19 protein-coding genes and 1 pseudogene are annotated in these 23,362 nt (G+C 70.4%); 10 read left to right on the top strand and 10 right to left on the bottom strand.

Going from position 1 to position 23,362, the window contains the following annotated elements:
- The 6 genes and pseudogenes from IM708_RS06210 to IM708_RS06185 all read right to left on the bottom strand — a co-directional run.
- A pseudogene (locus IM708_RS06210) lies at nucleotides 1-629 on the bottom strand (hypothetical protein); the annotation flags it as partial.
- Nucleotides 626-1,030, bottom strand: coding sequence for a biopolymer transporter ExbD (locus tag IM708_RS06205; RefSeq protein ID WP_209425463.1), 405 nt, complete (start codon nucleotides 1,028-1,030; stop codon nucleotides 626-628). The pseudogene IM708_RS06210 and the gene IM708_RS06205, both read right to left, overlap by 4 nt.
- Nucleotides 1,027-1,449 (bottom strand): biopolymer transporter ExbD, encoded by a 423-nt coding sequence (locus IM708_RS06200; RefSeq protein ID WP_348524947.1) that lies wholly within the window; start codon nucleotides 1,447-1,449, stop codon nucleotides 1,027-1,029. The genes IM708_RS06205 and IM708_RS06200 overlap by 4 nt, the downstream gene beginning before the upstream one ends.
- Before the next feature lie 3 nt (nucleotides 1,450-1,452).
- Nucleotides 1,453-2,091 carry a MotA/TolQ/ExbB proton channel family protein gene (locus tag IM708_RS06195; RefSeq protein ID WP_209425462.1) on the bottom strand — a complete coding sequence of 213 codons (639 nt, stop codon included), beginning with the start codon at nucleotides 2,089-2,091 and terminating at the stop codon, nucleotides 1,453-1,455.
- Nucleotides 2,092-2,098: 7 nt separating this feature from the next.
- Nucleotides 2,099-2,536 carry a hypothetical protein gene (locus tag IM708_RS06190; protein WP_245243024.1) on the bottom strand — a complete coding sequence of 146 codons (438 nt, stop codon included), beginning with the start codon at nucleotides 2,534-2,536 and terminating at the stop codon, nucleotides 2,099-2,101.
- A 193-nt stretch (nucleotides 2,537-2,729) separates the two neighbouring features.
- Nucleotides 2,730-4,394 (bottom strand): class I SAM-dependent methyltransferase, encoded by a 1,665-nt coding sequence (locus IM708_RS06185; protein ID WP_209425461.1) that lies wholly within the window; start codon nucleotides 4,392-4,394, stop codon nucleotides 2,730-2,732.
- Between the two features lie 188 nt (nucleotides 4,395-4,582).
- Here IM708_RS06185 and IM708_RS06180 point away from each other — a divergent pair, with 188 nt between their 5' ends.
- From IM708_RS06180 to IM708_RS06150, 7 genes are all read left to right on the top strand, one after another.
- The gene (locus IM708_RS06180) at nucleotides 4,583-6,595 is read left to right on the top strand and encodes a caspase family protein (RefSeq protein WP_209425460.1); all 2,013 of its coding nucleotides are present in this window, start codon (nucleotides 4,583-4,585) and stop codon (nucleotides 6,593-6,595) included.
- A 168-nt stretch (nucleotides 6,596-6,763) separates the two neighbouring features.
- The gene (locus IM708_RS06175) at nucleotides 6,764-8,521 is read left to right on the top strand and encodes a ShlB/FhaC/HecB family hemolysin secretion/activation protein (RefSeq protein WP_209425459.1); all 1,758 of its coding nucleotides are present in this window, start codon (nucleotides 6,764-6,766) and stop codon (nucleotides 8,519-8,521) included.
- A 20-nt stretch (nucleotides 8,522-8,541) separates the two neighbouring features.
- Nucleotides 8,542-13,722 carry an MBG domain-containing protein gene (locus tag IM708_RS06170; RefSeq protein WP_209425458.1) on the top strand — a complete coding sequence of 1,727 codons (5,181 nt, stop codon included), beginning with the start codon at nucleotides 8,542-8,544 and terminating at the stop codon, nucleotides 13,720-13,722.
- A 59-nt stretch (nucleotides 13,723-13,781) separates the two neighbouring features.
- Nucleotides 13,782-14,075 (top strand): DUF1330 domain-containing protein, encoded by a 294-nt coding sequence (locus IM708_RS06165; RefSeq protein WP_209425457.1) that lies wholly within the window; start codon nucleotides 13,782-13,784, stop codon nucleotides 14,073-14,075.
- 52 nt (nucleotides 14,076-14,127) lie between these two features.
- Entirely contained in the window at nucleotides 14,128-14,715 is a 588-nt protein-coding gene (hisB, locus tag IM708_RS06160; RefSeq protein WP_209425456.1) for an imidazoleglycerol-phosphate dehydratase HisB, read from the top strand.
- Between the two features lie 4 nt (nucleotides 14,716-14,719).
- Complete coding sequence (gene hisH / locus IM708_RS06155; RefSeq protein WP_209425455.1) at nucleotides 14,720-15,358, top strand: imidazole glycerol phosphate synthase subunit HisH; 639 nt, start codon at nucleotides 14,720-14,722, stop codon at nucleotides 15,356-15,358.
- A gap of 1 nt (nucleotide 15,359) precedes the next feature.
- Nucleotides 15,360-16,274 (top strand): glutaminase, encoded by a 915-nt coding sequence (locus IM708_RS06150; RefSeq protein WP_348524946.1) that lies wholly within the window; start codon nucleotides 15,360-15,362, stop codon nucleotides 16,272-16,274.
- Between the two features lie 3 nt (nucleotides 16,275-16,277).
- Here IM708_RS06150 and IM708_RS06145 read toward each other — a convergent pair whose 3' ends face one another.
- Complete coding sequence (locus IM708_RS06145; RefSeq protein WP_209425454.1) at nucleotides 16,278-16,670, bottom strand: DUF2147 domain-containing protein; 393 nt, start codon at nucleotides 16,668-16,670, stop codon at nucleotides 16,278-16,280.
- 137 nt (nucleotides 16,671-16,807) lie between these two features.
- Here IM708_RS06145 and hisA point away from each other — a divergent pair, with 137 nt between their 5' ends.
- Nucleotides 16,808-17,527 carry a 1-(5-phosphoribosyl)-5-[(5-phosphoribosylamino)methylideneamino]imidazole-4-carboxamide isomerase gene (gene hisA, locus IM708_RS06140; protein ID WP_209425453.1) on the top strand — a complete coding sequence of 240 codons (720 nt, stop codon included), beginning with the start codon at nucleotides 16,808-16,810 and terminating at the stop codon, nucleotides 17,525-17,527.
- Here the strand turns inward: hisA and IM708_RS06135 are convergent.
- Nucleotides 17,524-17,988, bottom strand: coding sequence for a DUF302 domain-containing protein (locus tag IM708_RS06135; protein ID WP_209425452.1), 465 nt, complete (start codon nucleotides 17,986-17,988; stop codon nucleotides 17,524-17,526). The genes hisA and IM708_RS06135 overlap by 4 nt on opposite strands.
- Before the next feature lie 100 nt (nucleotides 17,989-18,088).
- Here IM708_RS06135 and hisF point away from each other — a divergent pair, with 100 nt between their 5' ends.
- Both hisF and IM708_RS06125 read left to right on the top strand, forming a co-directional pair.
- Nucleotides 18,089-18,850, top strand: a complete 762-nt coding sequence (gene hisF / locus IM708_RS06130; protein WP_209425451.1) for an imidazole glycerol phosphate synthase subunit HisF — start codon at nucleotides 18,089-18,091, stop codon at nucleotides 18,848-18,850.
- Nucleotides 18,847-19,173: a phosphoribosyl-ATP diphosphatase gene (locus tag IM708_RS06125; protein ID WP_209425450.1), complete on the top strand. Its 327-nt coding sequence runs from the start codon at nucleotides 18,847-18,849 to the stop codon at nucleotides 19,171-19,173. Before hisF ends, IM708_RS06125 begins: the two co-directional genes overlap by 4 nt.
- A gap of 185 nt (nucleotides 19,174-19,358) precedes the next feature.
- On the opposite strand, the gene IM708_RS06120 is transcribed toward IM708_RS06125, so the two are convergent.
- Nucleotides 19,359-20,906 carry a trimethylamine methyltransferase family protein gene (locus tag IM708_RS06120; protein ID WP_209425449.1) on the bottom strand — a complete coding sequence of 516 codons (1,548 nt, stop codon included), beginning with the start codon at nucleotides 20,904-20,906 and terminating at the stop codon, nucleotides 19,359-19,361.
- 14 nt (nucleotides 20,907-20,920) lie between these two features.
- The gene (locus tag IM708_RS06115; protein ID WP_209425448.1) at nucleotides 20,921-23,356 is read right to left on the bottom strand and encodes an FAD-dependent oxidoreductase; all 2,436 of its coding nucleotides are present in this window, start codon (nucleotides 23,354-23,356) and stop codon (nucleotides 20,921-20,923) included.
- Nucleotides 23,357-23,362: the final 6 nt, after the last annotated feature.

The raw sequence follows: 23,362 nt of genomic DNA, 5'->3' as shown, positions 1-23,362 counted from the left end.
TGCGCGACGTCGCCCGGGGGTGCGGCCGGGGCAAGCGTGGGGCTGTCGGCTGATGCCGCGCGCATCCGATCGGCGGTCGCTGCGCCTGCGGTCGCGGTCAGGCGCGGTGCCTCGGTGGCGGTGCTGGCCAGCGCCTGTGCCGCGCCGGTCACGGCCGGCGCGGGTTCGGCGGGCGGTGCGGCGGCCTGCGCGGCGTCGCCCTGCGGCGGGGCGGGCGCAAGCGTGGGGGTGTCGGTCGAGGCCGGGCGCACCCGGTCGGCGGGCGGCGGGGCTCCGGCCATCGTTTCGCCCTCGGCCGGGGTTGTCAACGCGGAGGTGGTGGGCGGCGGAACGGGTGCGGCCCGGCCGGTGGGTGGTGGCACAGGGGTGGCGCGGCCGGTGGGCACGACGCCGGCGGCCAGTTGCGCGGCGTCGGCCTGGCCCTCGGGCGCGGGGGTGCCTTCGGCCGCGCGCGGTTGCGCTGCGACCTGCGCGACGGGTTCGGCCGAGAGATCGAACCGCGCCTGCGGCGAAGGCTCGGGCGGCACCGGGTCCGGCCGCAGCGTCAACGCCAGCGCGGCGGCGACGCCCAGATGCGCCAGCACCGAGGCCAGTCCGGCCAGCCCCCACTGCGCGGCGGCCCCCCTCATGGCGGGTTGGGCGTGACGACCAGGCCGATGTCGCGCAGGCCCGCCGCTTCCAGCCGGGCCAGAAACGGCAGCACCTGCCCCAGCGGCGCGGCGCGGTCGGCGTTGACGCGGACGGGCGTGGCGCCGGTTTCGCCCGCGCGCCGGGCCAGTTCCGCGACGATCGCGTCGGCCGGCATCTCCACCCCGTCGAGCGCGTGGCGCCCGCTTTCGTCGATGGCGACAAGGGTGCCGCCGGCGGGCAGGTCCTCGCCGCTCAGGCCCAGGGGGGGGATGACCGCGAAGGGCGCGGTCGCGTCCATCCGGCCGATCAGCATGAAGAAGACCAGAAGGAAGAAGACCACGTCGATCATGGCGACGATGGTTTCGGCCGGGGTGCGGGGGGGCGGGCGGCGCAGGTTCATGGCGCCTCCTCGGTGCGCAGGATACGCAGACGGGTCAGGCCGGCCGCGGCCGCGGCATCGAGCACGCCGACCAACGCCTGCATATCGGCCCGGGGCGAGGCCAGCAGGCTGACCGCGGCCTCAGGCCCGGCCTGGCGGTGCGCGTCGAGCGCGGCGCGCAGCCCCGGCGGGTCCAGCCGCTGGCCGCGCAGCCAGACCGCGCCATCGGGCGCAAGCCGGATCAGCAGCATCGTCGGGCTGCCCGGTGCGGTGGCGGGTGCGGGGGCGGCGGCGTCCTCGGCGCGCTCGGCGGCGGGGATCACGTCGAGGTCGAGGTAGGTCGAGGTGACCATGAAGAAGACCAGCATGATCAGCAGCACATCGACCAGCGGCACCAGCGAGATCAGCGCCGGCGTCGGACGGATCGCGGCCAGCCGCACCGCTCAGCCCCGCGGCCCGGCGTCCACCCGGGCCCGCTCGATCACCAGAAGCTGGCCGACCGTGCGCTCGATCGACTGCGCCGCGCCCTCGATCCGGGTGGAGAAGAGCGCCGCCGCCGCCGCCGCCGGGATCGCCACCAGCAGCCCCGCCGCGGTGGTCAGAAGCGCCCGCCAGATCCCGCCGGCCAGCACCGAGGCATTGGCCGAGCCGCCGGCGAGGTCGAGCTGCTGGAAGGATTCGATCATCCCCAGCACCGTGCCCAGGAGGCCCAGGAGCGGGCTGATCATCGCCACCAGTTCCAGCACGCGGATATGGCGGTTCATCGCCTCCAGTTCCTGGTTGCCGAGGATCTCGGCCTCGGCCTCGACCGCGGGGGGCGGGGTTCCGGCCAGCAGGCGGTCCATCACCGTGCCGGTCACGCGGTCGGCAGGCGCGGTGCCGGCGGCAAGCTTGGCGCGCGCGGCGTCTCGTTCGCCGGCCAGCCATTGCTTCAGGGCGGCGTCGCGCTGACCGCTGCCGGCGCGCACGCCGCGCAGCTGGATCAGCTTGGCCGCGATCAGCGTCAGCGACAGAAGCGACAGCGCCAGCAGCACCACGATGACCGGGCCGCCTGCGTCGATGATGCCCAGCAGGTCGGTCACGGCGGGCCTAGTTCACCATCGCCGCGCCGGTCCGGCTGACCAGGTCGAGCAACGGAAAGCAGTCCATCTCGTCGGCGTTCTGCGGCTGGCAGGAGGGCAGGTCGTGCAGCAGGATCTCCGAAATCGCGTCGCAGCGCGTTCCCGGGATCTCGAACAGCTTCAGCGTCGTGCGCGCCGCCGGCAGGGGCGCGGCGTCGATGGTCAGAAGCCGGTCGATGACGCCCTGTCGGTCGAGGATCGCCAGCGACATCTCGAAACCCGCAAGGGTCAGTTCGGTCTCGTTGCGAAAGAGGAAGAAGGCGCGGCAGCCTGCGTCCTCGGTCTCCTCGAACTTGTTCAGCTCGATGGTCAGGCGGCCGGGCTCGGCCGCGGCGGGCGCGGCCAGCGCAAGGGTCAGCGCGGCAGCCAGCGCCGCGGCGCGCGCCCCGAGAGTACGAAAATCCATGCCTTCCTCCGCTCTGTCCGGGCAAGTCCAGCCTGCGGCCGCAGCCGGGGCGTTCCGGTCGCGCACGACCGGCGGATCATGCCAGTAGGCGCGAGGCGCGCGGCGCAGGTCAAGACTTTTCTGGCTTCCGCCGGACCGCACGCGGGCGGTGGGAAACCGGGGCGTGACCCGGTTTGCGCGAGGGCCCCGGCGATCAGTCCGTGTCGCGGGGCGGGATCAGGCCAAGCTGGCGCCAGATCGGCAGCAGATCGTCAAGGACGATGCGGGCGGCGTTCTGGACGATCTCGCCCGCCGGACGCGGTTTGGGCGGCGTCGCATCGGTGCCCTCCTTCGTATCGGGCGCCGCGGCCTCCTCCGCGGCGGGGGCGCTGCCGATCGCGGCTTCGGGGACCGGCGGAGACTGCATCGCCTCCGGCGGGACCTTCAGGCGGGACAGCACATGCGCGCTCAGCGGGCCGATCTCGGCGGGGACGCCGGCGAAAAGGCCGTCCAGGATCAGCGTCTGAAACAGGTCGAACTGCCCGCCGCAGTGCCCCACCGGCAGCGCCAGCGTGAAGCTGTTCTGCCGGACCGAGCGGAAGGCCTCGTGGGTGACGACGCGGTTGTGTCGCCAGCAGGCCTCGATCGTCACCGCCGGCACGTCGTGCAGCACGGGCTGCACCAGATCCAGCCCGACCAGCATGCCGACGAGTTCGTTGCCGGTCGCCGACTCGCCTGCGGCTTCGACCAGGGCGCACAGATCCTCGATCGCGGCGGGGCCTTTCTCCAGCCGGTCGAAGACCGGGTCGTAGACCTCGGGCTTGAGCGTGAAGCGCGCGCTCAGCATCGGCCAGTCGCTCTTGTCGGGCGGGGGGCGCGGACCGGACAGCGCCAGCACCACGTCCCCCAGCGCCGCCTCGCGCGTGTCGGCCGAGATCTCGCGCCGCCCGCGCACGAAGACGTCGCGGCGGAAACGGCGATCCAGGAAGTAGTCGGTCAGCGTTTCGCGCAGCGGCCCCGGCGCGACGGAGCCGAGGACCTCGCGCGCCTCCTCGGACAGGCCGATGCCGTCGAAATTCTCCAGCAGGTTCGTCGATCCGACGAAATCGAGCTTGGCCGCGGCAAGTTCGCGCACGACGTCGATGTGATAGCGCGGCTGCCAGTGGGCATTGAGGAACTCGTGCGCCAGGTAGCGATAGTGCCGCGTCCGCAGCTCGGGCAGTTCGATATCGGGAAAGAGCTTGTGACCGATGCCGCTGTCCAGACCGCGCGCTCCGGCGGCCTGCATCCGCGTGGCGAAACCGGCGGCGTCCACGATACGCTCGGCGCTAGGGCCCTGTCGGGTCGCGGCGTATTCGATCAGCAGCTTCTGGATCGGCATGGTGTCGGTCCAGCCGGGCATGGTGTTGTAGCCCAGATAGACCAGTCCGCCGGGTTTCAGGAAACGGTCGATGAAGGCGATGACGCCGCTGCGCACCTCGGCCGAGACCCAGCTGAAAAGCCCGTGGAGCGCGATGTAGTCGAAGCGGGGCAGATCGGCGCCGGGGGCATGCGCCAGCGCCACCACGTCGGCTTCGACCAGGGTCAGGTTGTCGATGCCGGCGGCGGTGCGGAAGGCCTCGGCCCGGGCGATGTGCGCGGGCATGAGGTCGATGCCCCAGAACTGCGCGACGGGATTGGCGGCGGCCAGCGCGCTGATCGTGCTGGCCAGGCCGCAGCCGATGTCGCAATAGGTGAAGGGGGCGTTGGTGCCGGGGCGGCGGGCGGGTTCGACCCCGGACATGATGCAGGCCAGGTCCATCGCCGCCGGGGCCTGTTCGCCGTAATAGCCGGGCACGTATTCGACGTCGCTGACGTACCCCCCGCTCCAGTCGCTCATCGTCTTTGCCCCCGGATGAAACTGCAGATGAATCGCAGGCGCTTCGGCCGCTTCGATCTGGCCGCGGCGCGGTTGGGTCCGCGCCGCGACCTTAGCGGCATCGGCGGCGGGCTGGCAAGCGGCGCGGGCACGGGAAAGTGATTGCGGGGACTTGGCAAATCGCCCCTCTTGCGGTCAGACTGTGTGCGATGGCGGTCCCGGTTCAAAGCAACCTCTGGGCAATCCTTCCCCCGGCCCCCTCGGCGCCGGGAAGGCCGCGCCGTGTCGCGCTGGCGCGTCGGTTTCTGGCGCTGCTGCTGGTCTTTCTTCTGCTGCTGGCGCTGCCCCTGCGTCCGGCGCTGGCCGAGATGCGCGTGGCGCTGGTCATCGGCAACGCGGATTACGCCGCCGTGCCGGCCTTGGAAAATCCGGTGAACGATTCGCGCGACGTGTCGGCGGCGCTGGAAAGCCTGAACTTCCGCGTCTTTCGCGGCGAGAACCTGACCCAGGCCGAGTTGCGCGCGCAGTTCGACGAATTCCTCCAGGCCGCGCACCGGGCGGAGGTCGCGCTGCTGTTCTACGCCGGGCACGGGCTGCAGGTGGGGGCGCGCAACTTCATCGTGCCGACGGATTTCGCCATCGACGGGCAGGCCGAGGTGATGGAGGGCCTGATCCCGCTGGACGAGATGCTGGCGGAGTTGGAGAAGACGCCGGCGCTGAAGCTGATCTTCCTCGATGCCTGCCGCGACAACCCGCTGGGCGCCGAGGGTGCCGAGGACGGCCTGGCGCGGGTCGGCAGTGCGGCGGATTTCCTCTTCGCCTTCGCCACGCAGCCGGACAACGTGGCCTATGACGGGCTGGGCCGGAACAGCTTTTTCACCGAGGCGCTGCTGAGCCGCATCCACACGCCCGGGCAGGACATTTCCGAGCTGATGATCGGCGTTCGGCGCGACGTGCTCTCGGCCACCGGGGGGCGGCAGATCCCGTGGGAGAATTCCTCGCTCACCCGGCAGTTCCGGTTCCTGCCCGGCGCCGAGGCCGTCTCGCCCGAGACGATGCTCTGGCAGGTCGCGTCCCGCGCGCAGGACCCGGTGCTGATGCACCTCTACCTGGAGCGTTTTCCGCAGGGCGCGCATATCGCCGATGTCCGCAGCTTCCTGCAACTGGGCGAGGGCAGCGTCGGCGAGAGCGTGATCCGCCGCCTGCCCGGCACCGGCGATATCGAGGCCGAGCGGCTGTGGACGCTGGCGCAGCGGACCCGGATGCGCCCGCTGGTCGAGCGCTACCTGCAGCTGTTTCCGCAAGGGGCCAATGCCGCCGATGCGCGCCGTCTGCTGGAGGCGCTGCCCGCGGCGCGCGACGACGCGCCGGTGCGCCAGTGCGAACGCCTGGCGACGCATCCGCGCGACGCGACCGCCAATACCGCGGGCGTCGAATTCTCGGTGCTGCAGCGCAACGCCGGCGCCGCGGTCGCCGCCTGCGAGGCCGCGGTCGAGGCGTTTCCGGAGGTGCCGCACCTGACCGCGCTGCTGGCCCGCGCCAAGGCCGCGACGGGCGCGGCGGAGGAGGCGATCGCGCTCTATCGTCGCGCGGCGGCGGCGGGCGATCTGCGCGCGATGGTCAGCCTGGGCCTGCTGCACGAGGCCGGCGACGGGGTGCCGCGGGACCTGGACGCGGCGATGCGCCTCTATTCGCAGGCGGCCGAGGCAGGAAGCCCCGACGCGGCCATCAACCTGGCGGTGGCGCTGTTCGAAGGGCGCGGCGTCACCCGCGATGTCGTCCGCGCGGTCGAGTTGTTCGAGCAGGCCTCGGCCGCCGGATCGGCCATCGCCACGTTCAATCTGGGCGTGCTCCAGGACCGCGGTGTCGCTCAGGTGGGCGAGACCGCGCTCGACCTTTTCCTGCGCGCGGCGCGCGAGGGCGAACCCAATGGCTACCGGGCCGCCGCGACGCTTCTGGACGAGGGGCGCGGGACGCCCCCCGACCCGTTGCGCGCGGCCGAACTGCTGCTGCGCGCCGTCGCCGCCGACGACGGCCGGACACTGGTCGAGTTGACGCAGACCAACAGCGGCTGGAGCCGGCCGACGATCCGCGCCCTGCAGGGTCAGCTGCGCGCCAGCGGCCACTACGGCGGTGCCGTCGATGGCGAAAGCGGCCCGGCGCTGGAAACGGCGCTGCGCAACTGGCGCAACGGCGGGCTGCTGGCCAGCGTGGCGGACTGATCGGCGCCGCCAACAGGCTGTGGCATCAAGATCAACAGCCGTTTCCGTTGTTCGGAATGTGTTAATAGTTGCTATACGGCTGTTGCCGCGCGTGCTAGCAATCTCGGTAATGAGTGAGTGGGGCCTACTTCGAGCGCGTGGTCTCGAAGACGAAAAGGCGAGGGGTGCATGCTGGAACCGACAGGTAACGCGCGCCACCCGTGGCGACGGCACGCCGGGCGTGGTCTGGCCTCCGCCGCCCTGTGCCTTGCGCTGGCGATCCCCAGCGTTGTGGTCCGGGCGCAGACGGCCGCTGACATCACCCCCCCGACCCTGGCCCCCGCGGCGCGGCCACTGACCGGCGCGGTGGTCTTTTCGGGCGACACCGGCCTGGGCGCCCCGGAAGGGGCCGACCGCCTGACCGTGACGATCCGTTCGGTCACGCTGGAGGATGGCTTTTCGGAAATGGCCGCGGCCAACCGCGCGCTGGAGGAACGGCTGACCGGGCGCACCATCCGCGTGTCGGAAATCTTCGAGGCCGCGCAGAACCTCGAAGCCGCCTACGCCGAGGCCGGCTTTGTTCTGGCCCGCGTCGTGCTGCCGGCGCAGGAGTTGCGCGATGGCGGTTCCCTGCGCCTCGTGGTGGTCGACGGTTTCGTCGAGGCGGTCGAGGCCGACTCGGTCCCCGACCCCGTGCGCGGGCGCATCGCACAGGTGACCACCCCGCTCGAGGGGCAGCGCAGCCTGCGCCTGCGCGAGATCGAGCGCGCACTGCTGATCGCTGGCGACACCTATGGACTGGCGCTGGATTCCGCGCTGGCGCGGGGCGTGGGACCCGGCGCGACGCGGCTGGTGCTGGGCGGCGACTTCCGCCCGATGACCGGCTTTGTCGGTTTCGACACCGGATATGCCAGCGACCTGGGCGGCTATTCGCTCGATGCCGGGCTCGAACTTAACGGGATGCTCGGCTGGACCGAGACGCTTTATTTCCGCATCTCGGGCAACCCGGGGTCGGCGGGGGTGTCCGAAGGGCTGTTCAGCCGCACGCCGCGGATGCGCACGCTGGCCGCCGGCATCATCGCCCCGATCGGCACCGATGGGCTGACCTGGAACGTAGAACTGACCGAAAGCCGCACGACGCCGCGCGCCGCAGGCGTGCAGACCACCAGCAAGTTCGAACGCGCTGCCTTCCGGCTCAACTATCCGCTGGTGCGGTCGCGCGAGTTCAACGTCACGCTGCGCGCCAGCCTCGATCTGCAGCAGGACCAGCAGGACGCGATCGCGCCGGATGGCAGCCGCCTGCCGTTCTACCAGGACCGCCTGCGCGTGCTACGCTTCGGCGCAAGCCTGAGCCGCATCGCGCCCGAGGGCGGCAGCTACCTGCTGGACGGAACCGCGTCGCTCGGGCTCGACGCCTTCGGGGCGCGCAGCGGGACCGCCGCGCTGCCGCTGTCGCGGGCCGGCGCGCGCCCGGATTTCGCCAAGCTCGACTTCTCGGGGCGGCTGGTGCGCCCGGTGGGCGAGCGGCTGGTCTTCACCCTGTCGGGCAAGGCGCAGACCGCCTTTGGCCGGCCGCTGCCGAAAAGCGAACAGATCGGGCTTGCCTCGGCCTCCGATCTGTCGGGCTTTGCCACCGGGTCGCTGACCGGGGACAGCGGCCTTGCGGTGCGCGGCGAGATGCGCGCGCCCTTCCAGCCCGAAGGCGCGCGCGCGCTGGTCACGCCCTATGCCTTCGCCGCGACCGGAATCCTGTGGCTGCATCAGCCGACCGCGCTTGAACAGGGTCGGCGGCGCCTGTCCAGCGTCGGCGTCGGGGTCGAGATCCTGCCGCAACTCAATTCGCGCTTCGCCAGCGCCTCGCTCCGCCTGGAGGCGGCGCGCGGCATCCAGCACGGCGGCGGGCCCGACGACAGCCGCGTCTCGCTGGTGGGAACCTTTCGCTTCTGAGGCCCGGGGAGGGTCCGGTCATGCCTGTTCCGCTTCTGCGTTCCCTGCTTCTGGCGACAACGGCCCTGTCTCCGCTGTCGGCCCTGGCCGGCAGCGACGTGCTGCCCAGCGGCGGCGCGGTCGCGCATGGCAGCGTCGACATCACCACCCCCGGTAGCGGGCAGATGGCGATCACCCAGGGGTCGAACGCCGCCATCTTGAACTGGACCGACTTCTCCATCGGTTCCGGCGCGCGGGTCGATATCCACCAGCCCGGCGCCGACGCGATGCTGCTCAACCGCGTCACCGGCAGCACGGGCAGCCGGATCGACGGGCATCTGGGCGCCAACGGGCAGGTGTATCTGGTCAACCCCAACGGCATCACCATCGGCCCTGACGGGCAGGTGCGCGCCGCCGGTTTCGTCGCCTCGACCCTGGATATCCGGGACGAGGATTTCCTGGCCCGCCAGCTGCGCTTCGAAGGGACCGGAACGCCCGGCGCGGTGCGCAATCACGGCACCATCGACATCGTGCCCGGCGGGTATGCCGCGCTCCTTGGCGGGCGCGTGGCGAATAGCGGGACGATCCGCGTGCCGATGGGCCGCGTCGGTCTGGGCGCGGGGGCGCGCGCGACGCTCGACTTCGCGGGCGACGGCTTCCTGCAGGTGGCGCTGCCCTCCGGGATCGAGGGCGAAGAGGCGCTGGTCGGCAATTCCGGCCAGATCGTCGCGGACGGCGGGCGCGTGGAGATGATGGCCGCCACCGCGCGCGAGGCGGCACGCAACGCCATCAACCTGTCCGGCGTGGTCGAGGCGCGCAGCGTTTCCGGCCGGTCGGGCGCGATCTTGCTGGGCGGCGGCGCGGGCGGGCGCGTCACGGTCACCGGGCGCGCCTCGACGCGGGCACCCGCGGCGCTGGTCGAAAGCTCGCCGATACCGCCGGCGCGGCCGACGGGCGGGTCGATCACCGTCACCGGCGCCGAGATCGCGCTGACAGGCGCCGAGATCGACGCGAGCGCGCCCAGCGGCGGCGGCGAGATCCGCATCGGCGGCGACGCCCGCGGCCTTGGCGCCTTGCCGCGCGCGCGCACGCTGGACGTGGACGCCGCAACCACGATCCGCGCCGATGCGACGGACCTGGGCGACGGCGGCAACATCGTGCTCTGGTCGGACGAGGCGACCCGCTTTGCCGGCCGCCTCAGCGCCCAGGGCGGCGCCGCCGGCGGCGATGGCGGCTTCATCGAAGTGTCGGGGCGCGACTACCTGTTCTACGGCGGGCAGTCGGTGACCGTGGCCCCGGCGGGACAGCCGGGTCTTCTGCTGCTCGACCCACGGGATGTCGCCGTCGTTGCCGCCGTCGAAGACGCGCCTGAAGGCTATTCGGTGATCCTGCGCGACAGCCTGCAGGCCGATCTGGCCACGGGCGATGCCGAGGTCACGACCTCGGGGCCGGGCGAGGACGCGGGCAACATCCTGATCCTCGACAGCCTGACCTGGACCAGCGCGAACCGACTCTCGCTCAGGTCGCACAACGACATCGACATCAACGCGCCGATCACGGCGCTGTCGGGCGAGCTTTGGCTGGGCGCGGGCGAGCTGTCCGAAAGTTTCGGCCAGGTCAGCACCAGCCCGGCCGGGGCCATCGACGTCGACCGCTTCACGATGGCCTGGGGCGAATGGCGTCAGGTCGGGCCGGACATACCCGCGTTTAGGGCGCCCAGTTTCACTGTCAGCTTCGGCACCGCGAGTTTCCTGCGCGCCTTCGGCGGTGCCGGCAACGTCGAGGATCCCTGGCTGCTGGGCGATGTCTACGGCCTGCAGGGCGTCGATGGCTATCTGGGCAACAGCTTCGCGCTAGACCGCGACATCGACGCCTCGGGCACGGCGGACTGGAACGTGGGTCTGGGCTTCCTGCCCATCGGGTTCGGCGACAGCGAAGGCATCGGCGCCTTTGGCGGCAACTTCGACGGCCGTGGCTTCCAGATCAGCGATCTTTCGATCAACGTCGGCGTGTCCTTCACGGCAACCGGCCTCTTCATCGCGAACGCGGGCACGATCGAGGATCTGCGCCTTTCCGCGCCAAGCGTGATCGGCGGCTTTCAACCCACGGGGATCCTGGCGGGCGAGAACTTCGAAGGCGGCGAGATTCGCAACGTCGTCATCGAGGGGGGCACGGTCACCGGCGACGGCGCGGCAATCGGCGGGCTGGTCGGGGTCAACTTGGGCCGGGTCGAGCGCGCCTCGGTCGAGGTCGGCCTGATCGGGGGCGGCTTTTCCAACGATCGCGGCGCCGTCGATCTGGGCGGCCTTGTCGGCACCAACCGGGGCGTGATCAGCCAGTCCCGCGCTGCCGGCACCATCGGCAATACCGAGACCGACGACGTCAGCCGCTCGCTCCGGTTCGAGGCCGGCGGGCTGGTCGGCGCCAACTTCTCTTTGATCGAGCGGAGCCGCGCGGATGTCGATATCGGCATCGGCGCGCGGCTTGACGGCAGCTTCGCCCGCACCGGCCAGGCCGAGACCGGCGGTCTGGTCGGCGTGAACCATCCCGGCGGCGCCCTGCGCGATGTCGCGGCCACCGGAAGCGTCCGTTCGATCAGCGACACCGATGCATCCGTCGGCGGGCTTGTCGGCCTCAACGACGGCAGCATCCTGCGCGCCTATGCCACCGGCCCGGTGCGCGGCTCGGCGACAAGCGCCGGCGGGACCCAGGTGGGCGGCCTTGTCGGGCTGCATTTCGGAACCATCACGCAGGGGCTGGCCACCGGGTCGGTCGCGACCGACGCCGAATTCATCCCGGGCGACGACTTCACCTCCGTCGGCGGGCTTGTCGGCAGCTCGGATGTCGGCTCGGACGGCGTCATCGGATCCTTCTGGGATACCGTGACCACCGGCCAGACCGAGGCCGATGGCGGCGGCTTCACCGATCCCGGCGCGCAGGGCCTGACCACGGCCGAGTTGCAGGATTTCGACGGCTTCCGCGAATCGGCCGGCGCCGTCGGCTGGAGCTTTACAGAAAACTGGGCGCCGCCCGAGCCGGGCTTCTACGCGCAGCTCTACGCGATCGACCGGGTGGCCTGGCGCGATGCCGAGGATTCGAGCAACGTCTACGGCTCGCTCACCTATGCCTTCCCCGGCACGACCTATGGCGGCGGCGGCACCTATGTCTTCGGCCCCGAACTGGACGATCCGGGGGGCTGGACCTTTCCGATATCCTCCTTCCCCATCCCGCCCGATGCGGTGGGCGACTATCCCATCGAGGCGTTCGTCTTCAGCCGCGAGATTGCGACCGAGGTCGAATACGACTACCGGACCGTGGTCACGCCGGCCATCTTCTCGGTCCTGCCGGCCCCGTTGACGATCACGGTACTCGAACAGTCCAAGGCCTACGGCGGCGCGCTTGAACCGGTGCCGCCAACCTTCGAACTTGACGGGTTGGTGCCGTTCTTCGGCGATTCCGTCGACGCGATCTCGCTCACCAGCGCCGGTGCCGCGCCCTCGGCCCCGGTGGGCGACTACGCGCTTGTCGGGTCGGACGCGGTCGGCACGGGCCTCTCGAACTACACGATCAGCTATGTCGACGGCACGCTGACGGTGACGCCGGCGCCGCTGACCATCACCGTGCTCGACGCCTCCAAGCTTTACGGCACCACGTTCGACCCGTCCGAGCCTGCCTTCACCGAGGAGGGTCTGATCGAAGGACTGGAGGACAGCGTCGACGCCATCTCCGTGACCAGCGTCGGCGCCGCGCCCTCGGCGTCGGTGGGCGATTACGCGCTGGTCGGGTCGGACGCGGTGGGCACGGGGCTGACCAACTACACGATCAGCTATGTCGACGGCACGCTGACCGTGACGCCCGCGCCGATGACCATCACCGTGCTCGACGCCTCAAAGCTCTATGGCACCACGTTCGATCCGTCCGAGCCCGCCTTCACCGAGGAGGGTCTGATCGAGGGGCTGGAGGACAGCGTCGATACGCTGACGCTGACCAGCGCCGGCGCCGCGCCCTCGGCCACGGTGGGCGACTATGCGCTGGTCGGCTCGGACGCGGTCGGCACCGGGCTCTCGAACTACACGATCAGCTATGTCGACGGGGTCCTGACGGTGACGCCCGCGTCGCTGGTCATCACCGTGCGGGACCAGTCCAAGATTTACGGCGACGCCTTCGATCCCGAAGCCCCGCTTTTCACCGAGGAAGGCCTGCTCGACGGATCGGGCCACTCGGTGGACACGGTGGCCCTGACCAGCGCGGGGGCGCCGGTCACCGCGACGGTGGGCGGTTACGCCCTCGTCGGCTCGGACGCGACGGGCACGGGGCTGACGAACTACACGATCAGCTATGTCGACGGTGTCCTGACGGTGACGCCCGCGCCCCTGGTCATCACCGCCAACGACCGCGAGAAGCTCTTCGGCGAGGAACTCGATCTGGGCACCAGCGCCTTCACCGCAGTGGGGCTGCGCAACGACGATATCGTGACCGATGCGTTCCTGTTCAGCGACGGTGCCGCGGCCGAGGCGCCGGTGGAGGGAAGCCCCTATCCGATCTTCATGGACGGCGTGTCCGGCGTGGGGCTCGAGAACTACGACATAACCTTCGTCGAGGGGGAACTGGTCGTCAGGTCCATCCCGACCGAGATCACCCCGCCGCCGCCGCCCATCCCGCCGCCACCGAACCCGACTGATACCAGCACGCTGGAACTGCCCGGGGACGAGGGATCGGGCGCCGGCAGCGGCGGGGCCGAGGTGGCCGAGGCGCAGCAGGTGCTGGCCGTCATGCAGGACCTGGCGCAGCAGATGGAAGCCGCGGTGCAGGCCTGCCGGCAGGAAGGCCCCTCGGGGACCGAACTGCTGGGATGCATCGCGAACGCGCTGGGCACCTATGCCGACGCGCTGAGCGAGCTGACCCTCGACCTGCCGCCGGAACTGGCGCAGGTCTCGGCGATCATCCGGCAGGCGCAGACCGGCGTTGCCGGCATCCGCACGCGCGCCGAGGCGCAGATGGCCGGCGTCACCACCGATGCCGAGCGCCGCGCAATCGAAAACGCCGCCGTGCAGGAGGCGATCGGCGTCGTCCAGAACGCCGCCGGAGAGGTGCGCCGCGCGATCGAGCTGATCCGTGCCGACGACCCGCAACTGGTCAGCATCTTCTCGGACCAGGGCGCGACCGTGGTCCAGGCGTTGGAGACCGTGGAGATCGAACTGGTGCGCGCCATCGGCATCTGAGGGCGCGCGGCTTGCGGAGGGCTTGCGCGCGCCACTCTCGCCCGATCGGAGGAAACACCATGCCCAAGGCCTATTGGGTCGTCCATGTCGATGTCCGCGACCCCGACACCTATGCGCGCTACCGCGAAGCCAACGCGGCGCCGTTCCAGAAGTACGGCGCCCGCTTCATCGTGCGCGGCGGCCCCCAGACGCAGATGGAGGGCGCGAGCCGCGCCCGCACCGTGGTGATCGAATTCCCCAGCGTGCAGGCCGCGACCGATTGCTTCCACTCGCCCGAATACCAGGCCGCCAAGGCGATCCGCGACCCGGTCAGCACCGCCGACCTGCTCATCGTCGAGGGCTACGAGGGCTAGCAAAGGCGTTTGCCGCGTCCTATACCGCGGGCAGCCAGACTGGAGCCTTCGCATGCGCCGCGCCAAGATCGCCCGCAAGACCGCGGAAACCGACATCACCGTCGACCTGACCCTCGACGGGTCGGGGCGCTACGACAACCGCACCGGCGTCGGCTTCTTCGACCACATGCTCGATCAGCTGGCGCGCCACGCGCTGTTCGACCTGACGGTCACGGCGACCGGCGATCTGCACATCGACGACCACCACACGGTGGAGGATGTCGGCATCGCCCTGGGCCAGGCGCTGGCGCAGGCGCTGGGCGACAAGCGCGGCATCCGCCGCTATGGCGAATGCAACCTGCCGATGGACGACGCGCAGGTGCGCGCCGCGCTCGACCTGTCGGGCCGGCCCTATCTGGTGTGGAACGTCGACTTCCCGACCGCGAAGATCGGCGCCTTCGACACCGAACTGGTGCGCGAATTCTTTCAGGCGCTGTCGACCCACGGCGGCATCACCCTGCATGTCGACCGCTTGCACGGGTTCAACAGCCACCACATCGCCGAGGCCGCCTTCAAGGCGGTGGCCCGCGCCCTGCGCACCGCGGTCGAGATCGACGCGCGCAAGGCCGATGCCGTCCCCTCGACCAAGGGCACGCTCTGATCCCATGCTGACCGTCCTCGTCGATTACGAAAGCGGCAACCTGCATTCGGCCGAAAAGGCCTTCCAGCGCATGGCGGCCGAGGTCGGCGGCGGCGAGATCCTGGTCTCGGCCCGGGCCGAGGATGTGGCTCGCGCCGACCGGATCGTGCTGCCTGGCGACGGCGCCTTCCCGGCCTGCCGCGACGCGCTCGCCGCCGTCCCCGGCATGATAGAGGCGCTGGAAGACGTGGTGATCGACCGCGCCCGTCCCTTCCTGGGCATCTGCGTCGGCATGCAGCTTCTGGCCAGCCGCGGATTGGAATACCGCGCGGTGCCGGGCCTGGGCTGGATCGGGGGCACGGTCGAACGGATTGCCCCCGCGGACCCGAAGCTGAAGGTCCCGCACATGGGCTGGAACGATCTGGTCGTGGACCGCGCCCACCCGGTTCTGGACGGGCTGGAGACCGGCGATCACGCCTATTTCGTCCATTCCTACCAGTTCCACGTGACCGACCCAGCGCATTTGCTGGCGCATGTCGACTACGGCGGGCCGGTCACCGCGATCGTCGGGCGCGACAACATCCTCGGCACCCAGTTCCACCCCGAGAAGAGTCAGGCCGCCGGTCTGCGCCTGATCGCCAACTTCCTGCGCTGGGACCCCTGATGTGAGCGATCTTCAGGCCATCCTCGACCGCATCGCCGCCGAGATGGCCGCCGCGCCGGATCGCGGCAAGGTCGCCGACTACATCCCCGAACTGGCAAGCATCGACCCCGGCCAGTTCGGCATTGCCGTCTGCCTGGCCGACGGCACCCACTGCACCGCCGGCGACGCTGAGGTCCGCTTCTCGATCCAGTCGGTGTCCAAGGTCTTCACGCTGGCCATGGCGCTCGGCCGGCTGGGTGACCAGCTCTGGGCCCGTGTCGGGCGCGAGCCGTCGGGCCTGGCCTTCAACTCCATCCTGCAACTCGAACATGAACGCGGCATCCCCCGCAACCCGTTCATCAACGCCGGCGCCATCGTCGTCACCGACGCGCTGCTGTCGGGCCATGCCCCGCGCGAGATGCTGGGCGACTACCTGCGCTTCCTGCGCCACGCCGCCGATGACGACGACATCCATATCAACGAATCGGTCGCCCGGTCCGAGACCGAGACCGGGCACCGCAACTTCGCGCTGGCGCACGAGCTGTGCGCGCATGGGAACCTGCAGCACCCGCCCGATCACGTCCTGGGCGCCTATTTCCACCAGTGCGCCGCCGAGATGACCTGCCGGCAACTCGCCTTTGCCGGCCGGTTCCTGGTCAATGCACCGGAACTGCCGAGCCTGCTGTCGCTGGCGCGGGTCCGCCGGATCAACGCCTTGATGATGACCTGCGGGCATTACGACGGCTCCGGCGAATTCGCCTTCCGCGTGGGTCTGCCGGGCAAAAGCGGCGTCGGCGGCGGCATCCTGGTGATCGTGCCGTCGCGCGCGGCGGTCGCGGTCTGGTCGCCGGGGCTGAACGCGCAGGGCAACTCGCAGCTGGGCACGCTGGCGGTGGAACGGCTGGCGCGGGCGCAGGGCTGGTCGGTCTTCGGCTGAGGGTCAGTTCACCCGCGTCCACACCCGCTCGCTGCACAGCACCACCATCGTGCAGGCTTTCACGGTCAGCCGGTCGCCCGCCAGTTCCATATGCGCGCGATACTCCTGGTCGCGTTCCGGTATCCATTGGCGCCCGTCGCGGTACTGGCCGGATCCCCGCGGCTCCATGTCCCAGATGTACCTGCGGCCGATATGCGGGGAATCCAGCGGCCGACCCTCGGCGCTGTAGAGCGACACCAGCTGCCCGCAGATCCGGTCGTCGCAATCGACGATCTGGATCAGCGACACGATCCCCTGCGCGTCCGGTTCCGTCCGCCACAGTCCGAAGACAGGATCGGCCAGAACCGGCCCCGCCAGCCCGGCCGCCGCCAGACCTGCGATGAGAAACGTCTTCATGCGGCTCTCCTCCCGCGTGCAGTTTCGCCGTCACCGGCGGGCTTGGCAAGCGTTGTGGTCCGAACGCGCCCCTCGCGCGCGTTTGCATCGGCGGATCGGCTGCGCTAAGCCGCAACCGCACCTGCCGGAGTTTCCCGATGATCCTTTACCCCGCGATCGACCTGAAGGATGGCCAGTGCGTGCGCCTGCTGCGCGGCGCGATGGAAAAGGCCACCGTCTTCAGCGACGATCCGGCGGGCCAAGCGCGACGCTTCACCGATGCCGGCGCCGAATGGCTGCATCTGGTCGACCTCAACGGCGCCTTCGCCGGCGCGCCGGTCAACGCGGCGGCGGTCGAGGCGATCCTGGCCGCGGTCCGGGTCCCCTGCCAGCTGGGCGGCGGCATCCGCGACATGGCGACCATCGAAAGCTGGCTGGGCAGGGGCCTTGCCCGCGTGATCCTCGGCACCGTCGCGGTCGAGGACCCCGATCTGGTGCGACAGGCCGCGCGCGGCTTTCCGGGTCAGGTCGCGGTCGGGATCGATGCGCGGGCGGGCCGGGTGGCGACGCGCGGCTGGGCCGACCAGACCGAAATCGACGCAACGGACCTTGCCCGCAAGTTCGAGGATGCCGGGGTGGCCGCGATCATCTACACCGACATCGACCGCGACGGCGCCATGCAGGGCCCCAACGTGGACGCAACCGCGGCGCTGGCCCGCGCCGTCACCATCCCGGTCATCGCCTCGGGCGGGGTGTCGTCGCTGTCCGACTTGGTCGCGCTGCGCGACACCGGCGTCATCGCCGGCGCCATCTCGGGCCGCGCGCTTTATGACGGCAAGCTCGACCTCGGCGCAGCGCTCGCCGCGCTTCGGTCCTAGTCGCCGGCCGCCGCGGCGGTCAGGTTTTCCAGCGCGCCGGTGATCCGGCCGACATACTCGGCATCCTCCGCGATCCCGTCGAGGCCGCCGAGCATCGTCGCCGGCGCCTCGTAGGCGATCCATGTCTGGCCCTCGGCATCCTCGTAGGCCAGCACCCTGAGCGGCAGCGCCAACCCGGCGAGGACGTCATCCTGGATCGCCGGTGTGCCAAGCTGCGGATTGCCGAAGATCAGAAGCTCTGTCGCGCGCAGTTCCATGTCGACCGATTCAGCCCCCGCGGCGTGATCGACGCGGGCAAAGACCGTGGCGCCGGCATCGCGGACCGCAGCCTCCAGCGCATCCATCGTCGCCGACACGTCCTGCGCCGATTGCAGCCGCACGATGCCGTCCGCCCCCGCGGCCGGCGTTGCAAGGGCGAGCGCGGCGGCCACCGCGACGGCGGGTGCAAGGCGCGTGCGCATGTCGGATCCTCCTCGTTGAGCAATTTGCCAAGGCGAGCATCTGGTATCCGGCGGGTTGAGGCCATAAACAGTCCCGTGAAGCCAAGAAACCGGCGGTGCCATGCTCAAGACCCGCATCATCCCCTGCCTCGACGTCGCCGATGGCCGCGTGGTCAAGGGCGTGAACTTCGTCAACCTGATCGACGCCGGCGACCCGGTGGAGGCGGCGAAGGCCTATGACGCCGCCGGCGCGGATGAGCTCTGCTTTCTGGACATCCACGCCACGCATGAAAACCGCGGCACGATGTTCGACCTGGTGACCCGCACGGCCGAGCAGTGCTTCATGCCGTTGACCGTGGGCGGCGGGGTGCGCACGGTCGCGGATGTGCGCGCGCTGCTGCTGGCTGGCGCCGACAAGGTCAGCTTCAACTCCGCCGCCGTTGCCGACCCCGACGTGGTCGCCCGCGCCGCCGACCGTTTCGGCAGCCAGTGCATCGTGGTGGCCATCGACGCCAAGACCGTCGCGCCGGGCAGGTGGGAGATCTTTACCCATGGCGGTCGCAAGCCCACCGGCATCGACGCGGTCGAATTTGCCCAGACGGTGGCCGGCAAGGGCGCGGGGGAAATCCTGCTGACCTCGATGGACCGCGACGGCACGCGGGCGGGGTTCAACCTGGACCTGACCCGCGCCATTGTCGACGCGGTGCCGATCCCGGTCATCGCCTCGGGCGGGGTCGGCAATCTGGACCACCTGGTCGAGGGGGTGACGAAGGGCGGCGCCTCGGCGGTGCTGGCGGCGTCGATCTTCCATTTCGGCGAGTTCACCATCGGGCAGGCCAAGGCCCACATGGCCGCCGCCGGCATCCCGGTGCGGCTGGCATGAGCGCGCTCGAAAGACTGGCGGCGACCATCGCCGCACGCCGGGGCGCGGACCCTGAGAGCAGCTGGACCGCGAAACTGCTCGCCAAGGGCCCCGAGAAATGCGCCGAGAAGTTCGGCGAGGAGGCGATCGAGGCGGTGATCGAGGCCGTGCGCGGCGACCGCGCCCGCCTGACTGCCGAGGCCGCAGACGTGCTCTATCACCTGCTGGTCATGTGCGCCGCCCGCGGCGTGACGCTGGCCGAGATCGAGGCCGAACTGTCGCGGCGCGAGGGCCGGTCGGGGCTGGACGAGAAGGCCGCGCGGGGCGGCGGTGCTCAAATTTGAGCAGTTCGGCAATGGCTTGATACGACAGGGAAAATCTGCTGCGTTAACCGCAACGAAACTTTCTAGACGGGCGCGGGGTCTTGCGGGAGGCGGCGACACCCGAAAGTTTCATTGCGGTTAACGCGCGTCGATAACCCTGAGATATCAATGCTTTGCGAAAGTGTGCACGCGTGCACACCCCCGCATCAGGCGTGGAAGCGGAAGTTCCAGCGACGGCGCGCCTCCAGGTCGATTTCGGGCGGGATGGTGGTGCCCGAGGCGGCGAGGATCGCGGCCTTGCGGGCGGTGGCGCGGGGCAGCAGTTCGGGGCGGCCGGCCTCCTCCCATTCCTTTGGGCTCATCCGGTTGGCCAGCGCGGGATAAAGGTATTCGGTCTGCATCAGCTTCAGGGTCTGGTCCGCCCCCAGGTAGTGCCCCGGCCCGGACAGGCAGACCGCGCGCATGGTTTCCAGCGCGACCGAATCCTCGCTGACCTCGATCCCCTTCAGGCAGCGCAGCGCCTGGCCCAGGATGTCGTCGCCCAGCACGATGCTTTCCGGGCAGAAGCCGAGGAGCGAGGCATGCATGCCGACCGCTTCGTAGACCATGTTGAGCCCGGAAAGCCCGGCCAGCACGTTGGTGAAAGCCTGTTCCCAGCCGGCCTGCATGTCCGGCAGCTTGCTGTCGGCGATCCCCGCCGCGGCCCCGCCCGGCAGGCCGTAGAAGCGGTGCATCTGCGCGCAGCCGGCGGACAGCAGCGCCTGTTCGGCCGACCCGCCCGACATCGCCCCGGTGCGCAGGTCCGACACGAAGGGCCAGGTGCCGAAGATCGCGGGATGGCCGGGCGCGAGGGCGTTCACGTAGACCACGCCCGCCAGGCATTCGGCCACCGCCTGCACGATCGCCGCGGCGATCGGCGCTGGCGCGGTGGCTCCGGCCTGACCCGCCGAGAGAAGCAGGACCGGCATCCCGGCGCGGATGCAGGCCTCCATCGTGATGCAGGATTCCTCGGCGAATTTCATCGGCGGGACGACGAAGCAGTTGGAGTTCGACACGAAGGGCCGCGCGCGCCATTCCGCCTCACCGCCCGCAACCATGTGCAGAAGTTCGAAGCTGGGGTTGACATGGGCCGGGTCGGAAAACGAGGTGCCGACATGCTTCATGGTGCCCGAGAGGCAGGCGTAGAGGGTGTTGAGGTCCATCTCCAGATTGTCGGTCACGTCGCGGCAGACGCAGATCCGCTGGAAGAAGTGGATGTTGTCGAGGTGCTGGACGAGGCGCGCGGCATCGAACAGATCCTGCGCGGTCGAATCGCGGTAGCTTCCGGTCGCCAGGTCCACGACATGCACCGCCGCCCCCGCCGTGCCGAAATGGACGCGCGCGCCCGACAGGTGCAGATCAAAACGCGGGTCGCGGGCGTGGAGTGTGATGTCGCGGGCGGCCAGCGCCAGCATGTCCTCGACCAGCGCGCGGGGAAAGCGCAGGCGTCCATCCTCGCCCAGCAGCGCGCCGGCGGTGGTCATCGCCGCGACGCCCGAGGGGGACGCGTTGGCGAGGCCGATCTCCTCCAGCGCCGTCAGCGCGGCTTCGTGGATGCGGGCCACGCCGGCGTCGGTCAGGGGGCGGTACTGCCCGCCTTCGAGCCCGGCGCGGACCGGGCGCATCGCCTCGGCCAGGGGGGCCGCGCGTTCGGCCATGCGCGCGGCGCGCCCGTGGCGGCGGGCCGGCGCGGGGGTGCAGAGATCTTCCGTCATGGGGGCCTCCGGTCCTAAAGGCGCGTGCGCGCCGCCGATGCGTCGTAGAGGGGTTTGAGCGAAGGGGTTGCGGGGACGCGCCTGCCGGCGACGTCGATTTCAAAGCGTGAGGCGAGCAGTTGCGCGGGGCTTTCGCCGGGGCAGGGAACGTAGCCCAAGGCCACCGACCCGCCGAGGTGGTGGCCATAGTTGCCGCTGGTCACGGTGCCGACGATACGCCCGTCGCGCAGGATCGGTTCGTTGTGATATGCCATCGCGTCGGGGTCCTGCAGCAGGAACTGGACCATGCGGCGCTCAAGCCCCGCGTCCCGCTTGCGCAGGACGGCGTCGCGGCCGATGAAATCGCCCTTGTCGGGTTTGACGGCGAAGCCGAGGCCGGCTTCGAGCACGTGATCCTCGTCGGTGATGTCGTGGCCGAAATGGCGAAACGCCTTTTCGATGCGGCAGGAGTCGAGCGCGTGAAGGCCGCAGAGGGTGAGATCGGGGGCGGCCTCCATCAGCGTCTCGAAGACATGCGCGGCCTGGTCGGTGGAGATGTAAAGCTCCCACCCGAGTTCGCCGACGTAGCTGATGCGATGCGCGCGGCCGAGGCCGAGGCCGATCTCGATTTCCCGTGCGGTGGCGAAGGGGAAGGCGGCGTTGTCGAGCGCATCGGGGCTGACGCGGGCCAGCACGTCGCGCGATTGCGGACCCATCAGGCAGAGGACGGCTTCGGCGGCGGTGACGTCGGTGATGACGGCGAAGGCGTCGCCCAGGTGCCGGCGCAGCCAGGCGAGGTCGCGCTGCAACGTCGCGCCGGGGACGACGAGGAGGAAGCCGGTGTCGCTGAGGCGGGTGACGGTCAGGTCGGATTCGATCCCGCCCTTCGCGTTGAGCATCTGGGTGTAGACGATGGTGCCGGGGACGGTGTCGATGTCGTTCGCGCAAAGGCGCTGGAGGAAGGCACAGGCGTCGCGCCCCTCCACCCGGATCTTGCCGAAGGAGGTCATGTCGAAAAGGCCGACGCTTTCGCGGACGGCCGTGTGTTCGGCGCGGTGGTTGTCAAACCAGTTCTGCGGCCCCCAGGCATAGCGGTATGCGCGCTCTTGCCCGTCGCGGGCGAACCAGTTGGCGCGTTCCCAGCCGGCGACCTCGCCGAAGACTGCGCCGCGGGCTTTCAGGTGGTCGTGCAGCGGTGACCTGCGGACGCCCCGCGCGGTCGTCACCTGCCGGTAAGGGAAGTGGTCGGCGTAGAGGAGGCCCAGGGTCTCGGTGACCCGTTCGCGCAGGTAGCGGCGATTGCGCTGGAAGGGCTGGGCGCGGCGGATGTCGACCTCCCACAGGTCGAAGGGCGGCGCGCCCTCGGTCATCCAGTGGGCGAGGGCCATGCCGGCCCCGCCCGACGACACGATGCCGACCGAGTTGTAGCCGGCGGCGACCCAGTAGCCCGCCAGTTCCGGCGCTTCGCCCAGGTAGTAGCGGTCGTCGGGGGTGAAGCTTTCGGGGCCGTTGAAGAAGGTGTGGATGCCGGCGGTCTGGAACATCGGCATCCGGTTCATCGCCATTTCCAGGATCGGCTCGAAATGGGCGAAATCCTCGGGCAGGGAGTCGAAGGCGAAATCCTCGGGGATGCCGGCCATGCCCCAGGGTTTCGCCACCGGCTCGAACGCGCCGAGCATCATCTTGCCGGCGTCCTCCTTGTAATAGGCGCATTCGTCGGGGACGCGCAGGACCGGAAGGCGAGAGAGGCCGGGGATGGGTTCGGTAACGAGGTAAAAGTGCTCGGCGGCGTGGAGCGGCAGGGTGACACCGGACTGCGCGGCGAGGTCGCGGCCCCACATGCCGCCGCAGTTGACGACATGCTCGCAGACGATGGTGCCGGTTTCGCCGTTAGCCTGGTATTCGACGCCGGTGACGCGGTGGCCGTCATCCAGGACGCGAGTGACCTTCACCCCCTCCTCGATCCGCGCGCCCATCTGGCGGGCGCCGCGGGCCAGCGCCATGGCGATGTTGGCGGGGTCGCACTGGCCGTCGGCGGGCAGGTGGACGGCGCCGACCACGTCCGCGGTGTTGAGGTGCGGATACATGCGGGCGACGTCGGCGGGCGAGATCTCGTGCGCCTCGATGTCGAAGGCGCGGGCGAGTGCTGCGGAGCGGCGCAACTCCTCGTGCCGGGCCTCGGTCAGGGCGACGGAGATGGAGCCGGTCTGGCGCATGCCGGTACTGATGCCGGTTTCAGCCTCGAGCCGGACATAGAGGTCGGCGGAATACTTGGCGAGCCGGGTCATGTTGCGCGAGCCGCGCAACTGACCGATCAGGCCGGCGGCGTGCCAGGTGGTGCCGCAGGTCAGTTGCTTGCGTTCGAGCAAGACGATGTCGCGCCAGCCGGCCTTGGCCAGATGATAGGCGACCGAACAGCCCGAGATGCCGCCGCCGATGATCACGACACGGGCCTGGGCGGGGGGCGACACGCGGGG

Source organism: Pararhodobacter sp. SW119 (assembly GCF_017811755.1).
In the GTDB taxonomy this organism is placed as follows: domain Bacteria; phylum Pseudomonadota; class Alphaproteobacteria; order Rhodobacterales; family Rhodobacteraceae; genus Pararhodobacter.
Note: the sequence above shows the minus strand (reverse complement) of the source record. Positions and strands in the feature narration are given on the sequence as shown.

Bases quoted from the DNA above. Each gene is read 5' to 3' on its own strand.
- hisB (WP_209425456.1), top strand. From the start codon at position 14,128: ATGCGCCGCGCCAAGATCGCCCGCAAGACCGCGGAAACCGACATCACC.
- hisA (WP_209425453.1), top strand. From the start codon at position 16,808: ATGATCCTTTACCCCGCGATCGACCTGAAGGATGGCCAGTGCGTGCGC.
- IM708_RS06205 (WP_209425463.1), bottom strand. From the start codon at position 1,030: ATGAACCTGCGCCGCCCGCCCCCCCGCACCCCGGCCGAAACCATCGTC.
- IM708_RS06190 (WP_245243024.1), bottom strand. From the start codon at position 2,536: ATGGATTTTCGTACTCTCGGGGCGCGCGCCGCGGCGCTGGCTGCCGCG.
- IM708_RS06180 (WP_209425460.1), top strand. From the start codon at position 4,583: ATGGCGGTCCCGGTTCAAAGCAACCTCTGGGCAATCCTTCCCCCGGCC.
- IM708_RS06120 (WP_209425449.1), bottom strand. From the start codon at position 20,906: ATGACGGAAGATCTCTGCACCCCCGCGCCGGCCCGCCGCCACGGGCGC.
- IM708_RS06135 (WP_209425452.1), bottom strand. From the start codon at position 17,988: ATGCGCACGCGCCTTGCACCCGCCGTCGCGGTGGCCGCCGCGCTCGCC.
- hisF (WP_209425451.1), top strand. From the start codon at position 18,089: ATGCTCAAGACCCGCATCATCCCCTGCCTCGACGTCGCCGATGGCCGC.
- IM708_RS06170 (WP_209425458.1), top strand. From the start codon at position 8,542: ATGCCTGTTCCGCTTCTGCGTTCCCTGCTTCTGGCGACAACGGCCCTG.
- IM708_RS06125 (WP_209425450.1), top strand. From the start codon at position 18,847: ATGAGCGCGCTCGAAAGACTGGCGGCGACCATCGCCGCACGCCGGGGC.
- IM708_RS06145 (WP_209425454.1), bottom strand. From the start codon at position 16,670: ATGAAGACGTTTCTCATCGCAGGTCTGGCGGCGGCCGGGCTGGCGGGG.
- IM708_RS06165 (WP_209425457.1), top strand. From the start codon at position 13,782: ATGCCCAAGGCCTATTGGGTCGTCCATGTCGATGTCCGCGACCCCGAC.
- IM708_RS06175 (WP_209425459.1), top strand. From the start codon at position 6,764: ATGCTGGAACCGACAGGTAACGCGCGCCACCCGTGGCGACGGCACGCC.
- hisH (WP_209425455.1), top strand. From the start codon at position 14,720: ATGCTGACCGTCCTCGTCGATTACGAAAGCGGCAACCTGCATTCGGCC.
- IM708_RS06185 (WP_209425461.1), bottom strand. From the start codon at position 4,394: ATGAGCGACTGGAGCGGGGGGTACGTCAGCGACGTCGAATACGTGCCC.